Source organism: Streptomyces albireticuli, assembly GCF_021228125.1.
GTDB classification, from domain to species: Bacteria; Actinomycetota; Actinomycetes; order Streptomycetales; family Streptomycetaceae; genus Streptomyces; species Streptomyces albireticuli.
The window spans coordinates 214,439-227,710 of sequence record NZ_JAJQQS010000011.1 but is presented as its reverse complement, the minus strand read 5'-3'; the positions used below and the strand labels follow the sequence as shown (position 1 = coordinate 227,710).

The 13,272-nt window shown below is 72.7% G+C and carries 10 protein-coding genes; 5 read left to right on the top strand and 5 right to left on the bottom strand.

Going from position 1 to position 13,272, the window contains the following annotated elements; genetic code table 11:
- Nucleotides 1–159: 159 nt before the first annotated feature.
- Together LUZ64_RS21325 and LUZ64_RS21320 are read left to right on the top strand one after the other, a co-directional pair.
- Nucleotides 160–1,473: a dicarboxylate/amino acid:cation symporter gene (locus LUZ64_RS21325; RefSeq protein WP_095581176.1), complete on the top strand. Its 1,314-nt coding sequence runs from the start codon at nt 160–162 to the stop codon at nt 1,471–1,473.
- A 174-nt stretch (nt 1,474–1,647) separates the two neighbouring features.
- The gene (locus LUZ64_RS21320; protein ID WP_232390539.1) at nt 1,648–2,319 is read left to right on the top strand and encodes a TetR/AcrR family transcriptional regulator; all 672 of its coding nucleotides are present in this window, start codon (nt 1,648–1,650) and stop codon (nt 2,317–2,319) included.
- A 55-nt stretch (nt 2,320–2,374) separates the two neighbouring features.
- On the opposite strand, the gene LUZ64_RS21315 is transcribed toward LUZ64_RS21320, so the two are convergent.
- The 3 genes from LUZ64_RS21315 to LUZ64_RS21305 form a co-directional block, all read right to left on the bottom strand.
- Entirely contained in the window at nt 2,375–2,986 is a 612-nt protein-coding gene (locus tag LUZ64_RS21315) for a hypothetical protein (protein WP_095581174.1), read from the bottom strand.
- Between the two features lie 275 nt (nt 2,987–3,261).
- Nucleotides 3,262–4,422: a lipase family protein gene (locus LUZ64_RS21310; protein WP_095581173.1), complete on the bottom strand. Its 1,161-nt coding sequence runs from the start codon at nt 4,420–4,422 to the stop codon at nt 3,262–3,264.
- Nucleotides 4,423–4,507: 85 nt separating this feature from the next.
- The gene (locus tag LUZ64_RS21305; protein WP_095581172.1) at nt 4,508–5,554 is read right to left on the bottom strand and encodes an AraC family transcriptional regulator; all 1,047 of its coding nucleotides are present in this window, start codon (nt 5,552–5,554) and stop codon (nt 4,508–4,510) included.
- A 141-nt stretch (nt 5,555–5,695) separates the two neighbouring features.
- Between LUZ64_RS21305 and LUZ64_RS21300 the strand changes: the two genes are divergently transcribed.
- The gene (locus tag LUZ64_RS21300) at nt 5,696–7,867 is read left to right on the top strand and encodes an AMP-dependent synthetase/ligase (RefSeq protein WP_232390538.1); all 2,172 of its coding nucleotides are present in this window, start codon (nt 5,696–5,698) and stop codon (nt 7,865–7,867) included.
- A 168-nt stretch (nt 7,868–8,035) separates the two neighbouring features.
- Here LUZ64_RS21300 and LUZ64_RS21295 read toward each other — a convergent pair whose 3' ends face one another.
- On the bottom strand, nt 8,036–8,239 hold the full coding sequence (locus tag LUZ64_RS21295; RefSeq protein WP_095581127.1) for a cold-shock protein: 204 nt from the start codon (nt 8,237–8,239) through the stop codon (nt 8,036–8,038).
- 469 nt (nt 8,240–8,708) lie between these two features.
- On the opposite strand from LUZ64_RS21295, the gene LUZ64_RS21290 reads away from it, so the two are divergent.
- Nucleotides 8,709–9,560, top strand: a complete 852-nt coding sequence (locus LUZ64_RS21290; RefSeq protein WP_095581128.1) for a menaquinone biosynthetic enzyme MqnA/MqnD family protein — start codon at nt 8,709–8,711, stop codon at nt 9,558–9,560.
- 350 nt (nt 9,561–9,910) lie between these two features.
- Here LUZ64_RS21290 and LUZ64_RS21285 read toward each other — a convergent pair whose 3' ends face one another.
- Nucleotides 9,911–10,930 carry an alpha/beta hydrolase gene (locus tag LUZ64_RS21285; protein ID WP_232390543.1) on the bottom strand — a complete coding sequence of 340 codons (1,020 nt, stop codon included), beginning with the start codon at nt 10,928–10,930 and terminating at the stop codon, nt 9,911–9,913.
- Between the two features lie 251 nt (nt 10,931–11,181).
- Between LUZ64_RS21285 and LUZ64_RS21280 the strand changes: the two genes are divergently transcribed.
- The gene (locus LUZ64_RS21280; RefSeq protein WP_095579722.1) at nt 11,182–13,233 is read left to right on the top strand and encodes a serine/threonine-protein kinase; all 2,052 of its coding nucleotides are present in this window, start codon (nt 11,182–11,184) and stop codon (nt 13,231–13,233) included.
- The last annotated feature ends 39 nt before the right edge of the window (nt 13,234–13,272 follow it).

Genomic DNA, 13,272 nt, shown 5'->3' with positions numbered 1-13,272 from the left:
GGCCTGTTGCCGCCGCTGACCCATGTCGCCCGCGGCCAGAACCTTGGGGGCACCTCCCGGCGCGAGCCGGGGGAGTACGGACCTCCTCCCTGGCGCGTTACGCCCCTTTTCTGACTTGATCCCCCAGCTGACGCTGGGCGGTGCCCCCAGGAGTCTTCGTTGTCCTCTACGCCCACGTCCTCACCGGCGTCCCTGCGCGGGCGCATACCCAAGGTCCCGTTCTGGGCCCAGATCCTGCTCGGCCTCGTGCTCGGCGCCCTGCTCGGCTGGGTCGCCAAGAGCGGTGACGTCCACTGGCTCGAGGTCACCCTCGACAAGATCGGCAGCATCTTCGTCCAGCTGCTGATGGTCGTGATCGCGCCGCTGGTCTTCTTCGCCATCATGGTGTCGATCACTAACCTGCGGAACGTCTCCAACGCCGCGCGACTGGCCACCCGCACCCTGATGTGGTTCATGATCACCTCGCTGATCGCGGTGGTCATCGGTCTCGCCATCGGCCTGCTCACCGACCCGGGTTCGGGCACCGGCCTCACCGCGGCCGACGGCAAGGAGCCCAAGAAGCACGGCTCGTGGCTGGACTTCCTGACCGGGATCGTCCCCACCGACGTCATCACGCCGTTCACCGAGCTGAACGTCCTCCAGATCGTCTTCATGGCCGCCGCCGCCGGCATCGCCATCCTCCAGGTCGGCGACAAGGCCAAGCCCGTCCTCGACCTCAGCCAGGCCGCCCTGGAGCTGCTCCAGAAGGTCCTGTGGTGGGTCATCCGGCTCGCCCCGCTGGGCAGCCTGGGCCTGGTCGGCACGGCCATCGCCACCTACGGCTGGGACCTGATCGGCAAGTACGCGACCTTCACCGCGGACATCTACGTCGGCTGCGCCATCGTGATGTTCGGCGTCTACCCGCTGCTGCTGTCCACGGTCGCCAAGGTGAACCCGCTCCAGTTCTTCAAGGGCGCCTGGCCCGCCATTCAGCTGGCCTTCGTCTCCCGCTCCTCCGTCGGCACGATGCCGCTGACGCAGAAGGTCACCGAGCGCCTCGGCGTCCCGAAGGAGTACGCGTCCTTCGCGGTGCCCTTCGGCTCCACGACCAAGATGGACGGCTGCGCCTCGATCTACCCCGCGATCGCCGCGATCTTCGTCGCGCAGGTCTTCGACGTGAACCTGGAGATCCGGGACTACGTCCTGATCGCCTTCGTCTCGGTCATCGGCTCCGCCGCCACCGCCGGTCTGACCGGCGCCACGGTGATGCTCACCCTGACGCTCTCCACGCTGGGCCTGCCGATGGCGGGCGTGGGCCTGCTGCTGGCCATCGACCCGATCGTGGACATGATGCGCACCGCGACGAACGTCGCCGGCCAGTCCGTCGTCCCGATCCTGGTCTCGGCCCGCGAGGGCATCCTGGACCGCAAGGCGTACGACGCGGCGACCTCCTCCCCGCTGGAGCCGGTCCCGGCGACCGCCGCCGCGGCCTGAGGACCGTCCCGAGCGCCCGGCGGGAGCTGGCCTGATCCTTGCGGTCGGGCCGGTTCGGCCTGAACCTCACTCCCCGGCGTCCCTCCTCCCCGTAACATTACCTGCCGGTAACGTAGCGGGGGCGGAGGGACGTTTGTCGTGAATGCTGCACGAACTGACGCTGCTGAGGCCGGGATGACGACGAGGGACAGACTCAAGCCGAAGCCCAGGATCAAGCGCATGCCGCGCGAGGTGCGCGAACGCCAGATGGTCGACGCCGCCGTGGAGGTCTTCGCGCGCCGCGGCTACCGCACGGCGTCGATGGACGAGATCGCCGAGCTGGCGGGCGCCTCCAAGCCGCTGGTCTATCTGTACCTGAACTCGAAGGAAGACCTCTTCAGCGCCTGCATACGGCGCGAGGCCGAGGCCCTGATCGCGGCCGTCCAGGCGGCCGTCGACCCCGCCGCCCCCGCCGACCGGCGGCTGTGGAACGGGCTGCGCGCCTTCTTCGCCCACACCGCCGCCCACCCCGACGGCTGGGCGGTCCTGCACTGCCAGGCCCGCAGCCACGGGGAGCCGTTCGCGCTGGAGGTGGCCGCGCTGCGGCAACGGCTCGTCGACGTCGTCACCCGGCTGATCGCCGACACGGCCCGGGAGGGCGGCTGCGCGGTGCCGCTGCCGGGCGAGGAGGTCGCGGGGCTGGCCCACGCGCTGGTGGGCGCGGCGGAGTCGCTGGCCGGGTGGTCGAACGGGCTCACCGGCTCCGGGCGTTCCGACCGGGCGGCCGCCGAGACCTTGATGAACCTCGCCTGGGCGGGGCTGGGGAACCTGACGAACGGGCGGCGCTGGGCGCCCGCCCGTTCGTAGCCCCCCTCCCCGGAGCCTTCCCGGAGTCTCCTCGGAGCCCCTTCCCCCTCGGGCCTCAGCTCTCGGCGCCCTTGCGGCGCCGGGCGGCGAGCAGGCCGGCCCCGCCGAGGACGCCGGCCGCGGCGAGCGCGCCGCCGACGACGCCGGGGTCGGTGTCCGGGTGGGACGCGGGGGCCTCGCCGGCCGCGACACCGCCCTTGGGCAGCTTCTTGGCGCCGTCGGTCTTGGCGTCGGTCTTGGCGTCGGCCTTCGCGCCGCCCTTCGCGGGGCCCGTCGTGGCCCGGGCCGCCTCGCCGTTCTCGCCCTGGTCCTTCTTCCCGTCCTTCTTCTTGTCGTCCTTCTTCTTGTCCTCGCCCTGGGTCCTGGCGGTCACGTTCGTTCCGTCGAAGTGGACGTAGATCCCGTCGGTGTAGCTCTGACCCTTGGAGAGCACCGCGAAGACCTTCCCGGTGCCGATCTCCTTCAGATACGCCTTGCCGCCCTTGATCTCGGCCTCCACGCCGCCGCCGATGTCGACGGTCCGGCCCGCCGGCTGGGCGCTGCCGCCCGCCGCGGCCGGAGCAGGGCTCCCGTCGGTGGCGAACGCGGCGGTGGGGACGGCGACCACGCCGGCGAGGACGGTGGTGGTCACGGCGGTGCGGAGTGCGGTGCGAGTGGTGGGGTTCATTTGGCTCTGATCTCCTTACGGAGTCCGTGTGTGCCGCCCGTGCGGCGACCCGACACCACCGAAGTTATTTCGGGCACATCGGTACACGTATCGGCAAAAAGGGCAGAGCGGGACCGGCCGTAAGGACTAGCTCAAGGCCGGGTTGTCAGCCTGAGGGGCGGAAACCGGTCAGACCGGCGGAGGCTCGTCCGGCCTCCCCGGAGGGCGGCGCGGAAGCGCCGCGCCACGCCCCTGAGGGTGTGACGCGGCGCGTTCGGGGTTCCGCCGGGCGTTTGCTACGCCTGGCAGTTGCCGGTCGCCGGCTTGCCGGCGAAGCGGTCCGCGAGCCAGTTCGCGGCGGGGACCGACTCCGTGATCACGCCGAGGACGTGCTCGCCGAGCGGCAGGGACTTCCACTGGACGGTGGCGCCCTTCCCGCACCAGTCCGCGCGCAGCCGCTTGCCGGTCTCGTACGGGATCAGCTCGTCGATGACGCCGTGGTAGAGGTAGACCGGCCGGTCCGGGGCGTGCCGGCCGAGGTCGGAGGAGCGCAGGACGCGCTGCCAGTCGGCCTCGTAGAGCGGGTTGCGGACGGTGACGTCGGAGATCTTCTTGAAGAGCCCGGCGGCCGCTTCGATCCCCACGCAGCGCTCGCGCATCAGGGCGATGAAGTGGCGGCCCCTGTCGTTGAGGTAGCGGTCCAGGCCGAGCTCGGGGTAGGCCGCGTTCTGACCGGCCGCCGCCATGAGGACGAGGCCCGCGCCGATGCCGCCGTTGTTGTAGTCGGCCGTCTTGAGCAGGTCGGCGGGGACGCCGCCGGTGGCCGTGCCCTTGAGGTTCAGCTCCGGGGCGTAGGAGTCGTGCAGTTCGGCGGCCCAGCTGGTGGCCTGGCCGCCCTGCGAGTAGCCCATGATGCCGACGGGCGCGTCCTCGGACAGGCCCGCCTCCGGCAGCCGCAGCGCCGCGCGCGCCGCGTCGAGGACGGCGTGGCCCGCGGACCGGCCGACGGTGTACGTGTGCTCGCCGGGGGTGCCCAGGCCCTCGTAGTCGGTCACGGCGACCGCCCAGCCCCGCAGCGTGAGCAGCTGGATGAGGTTGGCCTCCAGCGTGGTGCCGTACGGGAAGCCCGCCGACGGCGCGCACTGGTCGCCCAGGCCCACGGTGCCCACGGCGTAGGTGATGAGCGGGCGCGGGCCCTTTCTGCCGTCCTGGGGCACGATCACGGTGCCCGAGACGACGTTCGGGGCGCCCTTGGCGGTGGTGGAGCGGTAGGTGAGGTGCCAGGCCTTGGTGTTCGTCGGCTGGCCGGGCAGCGGGTGGAAGGAAGTGGGGGCGGAGCTGACGATGTCCCCGGGGGACTTCGCCGCCTCCGCGCGCGTGCCGGCCGAGGCCGTGCTCGCTCCGAGCGAGACGGCCAGGGCGGTGACGGCGGTGAGGGCGATGGATCGCAAGCGCATACGGCTCTCCCGACTGTCCGTGGCGGTGAGTCAGTAGAGGCCGACCGTAGTGACCGCGGTACGGGCCCGGAGCTGACCGGGGAGCTCAGCTTTGCTGACCCTGCCGCCCCCGGCCGCTCTCCTCCAGCAGCCGGTAGGCGCCCGGCGTGGTGCCCGTCCAGCGGCGGAAGGCCCGGTGGAAGGCGGTGTCCTCGGAGAACCCCAGCCGCGCCGCGAGCTCCGCGATCGGCTCCCGGCCCTCCAGCAGGCTGCTGACCGCGGCTTCCTGCCGCACCTGGTCCGTCAGCCGCCGGTACGAGGTGCCCTCCTCGCGAAGCCGGCGGCGCAGCGTCGCGGGGCTCACCGCGAGCAGCGACGCCAGCTGGGACACCTCCGGCAGCCGGGCGGTCCGCCCCTCGCGCATCGCCAGAACGAGTGAACGCCGTACCTGCTCCGCGACGGTCGTCCCGTACTCCCGGCGGCTCAGCAGTTCGGCGGGCGCCCGCCGCAGCAGCTCCTCCAGGGCCGTCTCGTCCTGGACGACGGGCGCGGCCAGCCAGCGCGGGTCGAACCCGGTGCCCGTCCGCCGGGCGCCGAACCGCACCGGGCAGCCGAACAGCTGGTCGTACTCGCTCGCGTACGGGGGCGCCGGATAGGCGAACTCGGCCCAGCGCAGCGGGATCCGCCGGCCGATCAGCCAGCTGGCCAGCCGGTGCCAGATGACGACCAGGCTCTCGGTGAGGAACCGGCCCTCGGCGAAGCCGCGCAGATCGCTGCGGACGGCGAACACCGCCTCGCCCTCGGTGTGTTCGAGCGCGAGGTCCGGGCCGCCGGGGAACAGCCCGTAGAAGCGGGCGCCCCGCTCCAGGGCGGCGCCGAGGTCCCGGCAGGCGACGCAGGCGTAGCACATCATGGCGAAGGTGCCGCGGCGGCTGGGCGCCGCGCCGAGCCCCAGGAACTCGTCGCGGGTGGCCCGGCGCAGGGCGGTGACCAGCCGGGCGAACTGCTCGGGGGTGACCCGGCCCCGGTCGTCGCCGACGAGCAGCGGGGGGATCCGCGCGCCCTGGAGCAGGGGCACGGTGTCGATGCCGAGGCGGCGGGCGCCGCCGAGGGCGGCTCGCACGTAGTGCACGGTGATCGTGCGACGGCTCATGCGACGACGTTAGCCCGGTTGAGCGTTGGGGTCAGCGGTGCTGACGGTTCCGGTCATGTCGAATGTCTGACCGGGTTCTTAGCGTCATGGATGTCCTCAATGGCCGGACAGGCTTGAGTTTCGAGCTTTTTGGGAGGCGTCATGTCGCGGCAACGACCCCGCACGCTCGCGGTTCTCACGGAGTGGGCCGCCGAACGGTACGGCGGGGCACCGGCCTTGCGGTTCCGGTCCCGCGGCGGGGGCGGGGAGGGCGGCGGCCGGGGCTGGACCGATGTCGGCTACACGGCCCTGCGCGAGTCCGTACGGGCGGTGGGGTGCGGGCTCCTGGCGCTGGGGGTGCGGCCCGACGACCGGGTGGCGATCCTCGCCGAGACCCGGCCGGAGTGGACCCGCGCGTACTTCGGGGCGCTGGCCGCGGGGGCGGTGATCGTGCCGGTCTACCCCACGGCGGGGGAGGAGGAGCTGGTCTGGGTGCTGGCCGACTCGGCGGCGTCGGTGGTGATCTGCGAGGACGCCGCGCAGGCGGAGCGGGTGACGGCGGTCAGGGCGAAGCTGCCGGAACTGCGGCACGTGGTGCTGATGGAGGAGGGGGAGAGGGAGGGGGCGGGTGCCCCGGGCGAGGGCGGCGACGCGATCGTCCAGGGTGTGCGTGACGGGGGCGTGTTCGGTCAGGACGCTCGTGGCGGCGGCCCGACCGTCCGCGACGGCGGGGTGGGCGGCGCGTTCGACCAGGGTGTGCGTGACGGGGGCGCGTTCGGTCAGGGCGCTCGTGGCGGCGGCCCGGCCGTCCGCGACGGCGGGGTGGGCGGCGCGTTCGACCAGGGTGCGCGTGACGGGGGTCCGGCCGTCCCGGGCATCGGCGGGGGCGCGTTCGCCCAGGGCCCGCGCGGTGACGGCGCGGCCGCCCGGGGCGTGGCCGGCGGTGACGCCTTCTCCTCCGGCTCGCGCGACACCGCCGCCCTCGTTCTGGACGCGCTGCCCGACCCCGCGCCGGTCGAGGAGCTGCTCGCGCGGGCCGCGTCCCGGGCGCCCGAGGACCTGTGTTCCCTCGTCTACACCTCCGGCACCACCGGCCCGCCCAAGGGCTGCCGGCTCACGCACGCCAACCTCGCCGTCGTCGACGACGCCTCCGCCGCGTTACTGGGCAGCGAGGAGGGCGACGTCCTCTACCTCTACCTCCCGCTCGCCCATGTCTTCGCCCAGCTCGCCCAGCAGTCGTCGCTCGTCCAGGGCCGCACGCTCTGCTACTTCGGCGGCAGCGTCCGGGACGTCATCGCCGAGCTGCCCGAGGTCCGCCCGACGCATCTGCCCTCCGTGCCCCGGCTCTTCGAGAAGGTCCACGCGGGGGTGCTGTCGGCGGCCGAGTCCCGGGGGCCCGAGGCGCGGGCCCGCTTCGACGCGGCGATACGCACCGGCCTGGAGGTCGCCGAGCTGCGCGCCCGGGGCGCGGAACCCGGCGGCGCGCTGCTCACGGCCTGGAGGGAGGCGGACGAGAACCTCTTCGCGCCCGTCCGGGCGGCCTTCGGCGGCCGGCTGCGGGTGGCGATCACCGGGGCCGCGCCGATCGCCCCGCGTGCCATGGAGTTCCTGCGGGCCTGCGGCATCCCGGTCTTCGAGGGTTACGGCATGACGGAGTCGAGCGGGGTGATCACGATCAGCCACCCGGGCGGGCTGCGGCCCGGGACGGTGGGCAGGCCGGTGGACTGCTGCGAGGTGCGGATAGCCGAGGACGGCGAGGTGCTGGCCCGCGGCCCGGGGATCTTCGCCGGCTACCACGGGGCCCCGGAGGCGACCGCCGGGGTGCTGGACCCGGACGGCTGGCTGCACACCGGCGACGTGGGGGCCTTCGACGGTGACGGCTTCCTGAAGATCACCGGCCGGAAGAAGGACCTCGTCATCACCTCGGGCGGGAAGAACCTCGCGCCCGCGCCGGTCGAGTTCGCTCTCCAGCAGTCACGCTGGATCTCCCGGGCGATCATGATCGGGGACCGGCGGCCGTACCCGGTCGCGCTGCTCACGCTGGACGCCGAGGAGATCGCCGCGTGGGCGGAGCGCGAGGGCCTGGCACCCCTGTCCCGGCCGGCCGGACACCCTGCCGTACGGACGTTGTGCCAGGAGGCGGTCGACGTGGCGAACGCGCAGCTCTCCGGGCCCGCCCGGATTCGCGCGTTCGCGATTATCGACGGCGACTTCACGGTGGCCGACGGATCATTGACGCCCACCCTGAAAGTGCGCCGGGCGGTGATCTCCGAACGCTACGCGAGCGAGATAGACGCCCTCTACTCACACGGTTCGATCAGAAGTGATAAATAAGCGTCAGGATTTCACGTTTAAGTGAAAGCCGGGCGAACAGGAAGTGAAAAAGCAGGAGCCCTGCCACTTCGCCGGAGAAGGCGGGGGGCAGGGCTCCTTGGGTACAGCAAGCGACCGCGATCGGTCGGTGCGGCAGCTCCACCGGATCATGACGATCCGGTGGGGTGACTACTGCGGGGTGACGTTCTCCGCCTGCGGGCCCTTCGGGCCCTGCGTGACGTCGAAGGTCACGTGCTGGTTCTCCTCGAGGGAGCGGAAGCCAGCAGCGTTGATCGCGGAGTAGTGGACGAAGACGTCGGGGCCCCCGCCGTCCTGGGCGATGAAGCCAAAGCCCTTTTCAGCGTTGAACCACTTCACGGTTCCGGTAGCCATAAAGCCCTCCTTGGGCCAAAGGGTTGCCCTGCTCCAGAACCTGCGAGAAGTCTGAAAACTACAAAAGCCTGCGGGGTCACATGCTCCGCAGGCTCTGTACTGCAAGGGAAACCAAACTGCAACTTGCGGCGAGCCTAGCACGCGAGGTTCTCACTGGGAAAGAGTCGAAGATCACGCTGTCGGATGGTTTTCCCGCTCTCCGGGCCGGAAAAGATCGACGGTCGGGCACCGGTTGTAGAGCCGGTCGCGGGACCGGTTCCGGACGGCTTCCGAGCCGCTTCCGGACCGCCCCCGGACCCGCGCCCCCGGGGTGCTTCCGGGCTGGTCCCGGAGCCGTCGGGGAAGAGGCCCGGGCCCGTCCCACGACCGGCCCTCTGCCGGGCCGTCGGCCGCCCGCTCCCGCGCCGCCCGCTCCCGCGCCGCGCACCCCCGCGCGGCGGACCCCGCCGCCCGGGGCTAGCCTCCGGATGTGGACAATTCAGCCTCAGCCCGCCCCCGCGTCGGCCACATCCAGTTCCTCAACTGTCTTCCCCTCTACTGGGGGCTCGCCCGTACCGGCACGCTGCTCGACCTGGACCTCACCAAGGACACCCCCGAGAAGCTCAGCGAGCGGCTGATCCGCGGCGACCTGGACATCGGTCCGGTCACCCTGGTCGAGTTCCTGCGGAACGCCGAGGACCTCGTCGCACTGCCGGACATCGCGGTGGGCTGCGACGGCCCGGTGATGTCCTGTGTGATCGTCTCGCAGCTGCCGCTGGACAAGCTGGACGGGGCGCGGGTCGCGCTCGGCTCCACCTCGCGGACGTCCGTACGCCTCGCGCAGCTGCTCCTCGCGGAGCGGTACGGAGTGACGCCGGACTACTACACCTGCCCGCCCGATCTGAGCCTGATGATGCAGGAGGCCGACGCCGCCGTCCTCATCGGCGACGCCGCCCTGCGGGCCTCGCTGCACGACGCGCCCCGGCTGGGGCTGGAGGTGCACGACCTGGGCGCGATGTGGAAGGAGTGGACGGGGCTGCCGTTCGTCTTCGCGGTGTGGGCCGTGCGCCGGGACTACCTGGCCCGGGAGCCGCACATCGTCCGCCAGGTCCACGAGGCGTTCCTCGCCTCCCGTGACGTCTCACTGGACGAGGTCGGGAAGGTGGCCGAGCAGGCGGCCCGCTGGGAGGCCTTCGACGCGGAGCTGCTGGAGCGCTACTTCACGACGCTGGACTTCCGCTTCGGGCCGGAGCAGCTGGCGGGCGTGACGGAGTTCGCGCGGCGGACGGGGGCGACGACGGGGTTCCCGGCGAATGTGCGGGTGGAATTGCTGCGGCGTTGAAGGGGCCGGGGCGGGGCACGGCGGGCCGGCCCGGGGGAACAGGCCGGGCCGGGGCCGTGGGGTTGTGCGGGTGGGGGTGCGGGTGCGGGTGCCGCTGCGCGGGGCTTTGTCCCCTACCCGCCCCTTCCCGAACCGGGGCTCCGCCCCGGACCCCGGTCCTCAATCGCCGGACGGGCTGAAAATCAGCCCGTCCGGCGATTGAGGACACCGCGCGTCAGCGCGGAAAGGGGGTCCGGGGGCTTGCCCCCGCCACGCGGCGGAGCCGCACGTCGGACACAGCGGGAAGGGGCGGGGCTGGGGAAAGGCCCCGCGCAGCGGCACCCCACCCGCCCCACCCCCCCCGCGTCACATCAGGGCGCGACCGGCCCCTCCATGTGATCGCTGATCCACTTCATGCTGCTCGCGTCCATCCCCTGGATGTACGTCTTCGCGTTGTGGCTACCACCCTGGATCACCTGCAGGTTGGTGTGCACCGGCCCCTTGTTGCCGTACGTCGCGATGAACTTGTCCACATGCGGGATGACGCTGCTCTCCTTCGACCCGTACTGGAAGGCGAGGTAGACGTCCGGCCCCTTGCGGGCGATGAGGTCCTTCGCCAGCAGCTCGGGGTTGTTCTCGTTCTTCTCCTTCTCGTGGCCCTTCCACAGCGGGGAGTCCGGGACGATGTCCGGGCCGGAGGCGATCACGGCCTTGAACTTGTCCGGGTGCTTCAGGACGGCCTTGAGGCCGGCGAAGGCGCCGGAGGAGGAGCCCATGAAGGCCCAGCCGTCGCGCGACTTCACCGTGCGGAAGTTGGCCTTCATCAGGTCCGGGACGTCCTCGGTGAGCCAGGTGCCCATCTTCGGCTGGCCGGGGATGTCACTGCCGTCCCAGTACAGGCCGCCGTCGTCCGGCTTCGGGTTGAGGACCGGCATGGCCAGGAGGAACGGCTTGCCCTTGCCCTCGTTGTACCACTTGGTGATCGACGACTCGAGGTGCAGACCGCCGTCGTCCATCCAGTAGTTGTTGGGGAAGCCGGGGCCGCCGGGGAGCGCGACGAGGACCGGGAAGCCGTGGTCCTTGAACTTCGGGTCGTTGTACGCCTTGGGCGCCCAGACCCACACCTTGCCCTTGAAGCCGGACTTCTTGCCCTCCAGGGTCGTGACGCCGACCTGGGTGCCGTCCGAGAGGGTGCTGGTGTTCTTGAACTCCGCCTTGGGGCCCGTCGGCATCAGGACCTTGGAGTCCGCCTTCTGCGGGCCGTTCGCGCCGCCGGCCTGGCCGCCGCTCGGCTCGTCCTGGCCGAAGGTGACCGGCTTGCCCTTGTCCGAGAACGGGCCGATCTTGAAGTAGTTCAGGACGCCGGCGGTTATCAGCCCGAGCACGGCTATGGACGCCACGACGATGGTCCATCGTTTGGCGCGGGAGGCCCGGCGGTGGCCTTGGGACTGGTAAGCCCCATGGGGATTCGAATGCGTCATCGCGTCGCTCCGGATGATGCTGCTGCCCCGAAGGACATGACGGTTTGTTCCGCCTTGGTGGATGGACGAATCAGGCCCGGGGGTTCCTGGGACACCCAGTGAATTGAGTCATAGGCTGAAATTCGGGCCGGGAGGCCCCGACGGGGGAGGCGAAGGTCCCGATGCAGCCATTGCTGGCGGAAGACCCGCAGGTCATAGGCGCGTACCGGCTGCTCGGGCGGCTCGGCGCGGGCGGTATGGGGCGGGTGTACCTGGGGCGCAGCGCGGGCGGCCGCACGGTCGCCGTCAAGGTCGTGCACCCGCACTACGCCCTCGACGAGCAGTTCCGGGCGCGCTTCCGGCGCGAGGTCCAGGCCGCGCGCCGGGTGGGCGGCGCCTGGACGGCGCCCGTGCTGGACGCCGACCCGGACGCCGCCGTGCCCTGGGTCGCCACGGGCTATGTGGCCGGGCCCTCGCTCACGGAGGCGGTCCGGGACACCGGGGCCCAGCCCGAGCCGACCGTACGGGCGCTGGGCGCGGGTCTCGCGGAGGCGCTGGCCGCGGTCCACGCGCTGGGTCTGGTGCACCGCGACGTCAAGCCGTCCAACGTCCTGCTGGCCCTGGACGGCCCTCGGCTGATCGACTTCGGGATCGCGCGGGCGACGGACGCCACGGCCTCGCTCACGGCCACGGGCGCCTCGATCGGCTCGCCGGGCTATATGTCGCCCGAGCAGATCCTCGGTCAGGAGGTCACCGGCGCGGCCGACGTCTTCTCGCTGGGCGCCGTCCTGGCCTACGCCGCCTCCGGTGAGCCGCCCTTCCCGGGTGACAGCTCGGCCGCCCTGCTCTACCGCGTCGTCCACGAGCCACCGGTGCTCGGCCCCGCCCTGACGGGCGAGCTCCGGGCCCTGGTGGAGGAGTGCCTGGCCAAGGCGCCCGGGGAGCGGCCCGCCCCTGCCGAGCTGGCCGGCCGGCTGGCCCCCGAGGGCGGGGTGCGCGCGCTCGTGCGGCACGGCTGGCTGCCGGCGCCGCTCCTGGAGCGGGTCAGCCGGCGGGCCGTGGAACTGCTGGACCTGGAGGCGGAGGGACCGCTGCCGGGCGCGGGCGACGGGAGCGGGACCGCCGGGGGATCGGGTGACTCCGGTGGCTCGGGTGCTTCTGGGTCCGCCGGGTCCCCCGGTGGCTCGGGTGCTCCTGGGTTCCCCGGTGGGCCTTGCGCTTCTGGGACCCCTGGGGGCGTCGGTGGCTCGGGTGCTCCTCGGGCCTCCGGGGCCTCCGGGGCCTCCGGGGCCTCCGGGGCCTTCGGGGTCGTCGGCGCTTCAGGCGCCCCTGGGACCCCCAGTGGCTCCGGCGCCCCCGGGACCTCCGGCGCCCCCGGCGCCCCCGGCGGCTTCGGGCCGCCCGACGCCTCGTACGGGAACGGGAACGGGGTCGCGGACATGGTGTCCCCGGCGGTGTCCGGCCCGGAGCCCCTCGCGGCCGTCGCGGGTTTCGGGCCGCCCGACCCGTCGTACGGCAAGGGTCTCGTGGACGCCCCGCCTCCGGCGCCGGTGCGTCCCGGTGCGTCCGGGCCGCCCGGAAGCCCCGGGCCCGCCGGCCGGCCGGACGCGCCGCGGGGCGGCGAGCCGGTGGAGAAGCGCCTCGCGCTCTCCGCGACCGCGGGCGGCGGCCGGGCCGGCCGGCGCAAGCTGAGCTGCACCTTCGTGGTGTCCGTCGCGGCTGCGCTGGCCGTCGCCACCACGATGGTGTTCGTCCTCGACCTGCTGCCCGGCGGCGGGAGCGGGGACAGCGCGGAGAAGGCGAGCCCGGGGTCGGTGGCGGGTTCCCCCTCCGCCGGTTCGTCGGACGGCGGCGGTCTCGACGCCGACGCCCCGGCCGCCGCCGTGCCCGAGGCGTTCCTCGGCACCTGGAGCGGCGAGGTCCACCAGGCCGACGGCACCCCCAACGGCACCCTGACCGCGGTGATCACCAGCGGCCGCAAGGGCGCCTATGTGGCCACCACCACCTACTCCCTGCTGGGCGCCCTGGAGTGCCGCAGCAAGGCCGCGCTCACCGCCGCGACCGCCACCCGGATCACCCTGGACGAGGTCTCCGACGGCAAGCCGAGCCCGCTCTGCACCGGGGACAAGGCGCGGATCACCTTCACCCTCGCCAAGGACGGCAAGCTCGCCTACGCCTCGGAGGACGTGCGGGGCGGCAGGCCCACCGCGACGCTCACCAAGGGTGGTGGCTGACCGGCCGCCCTCGGACGCCGCACGGGCCTGGCGTAGGCT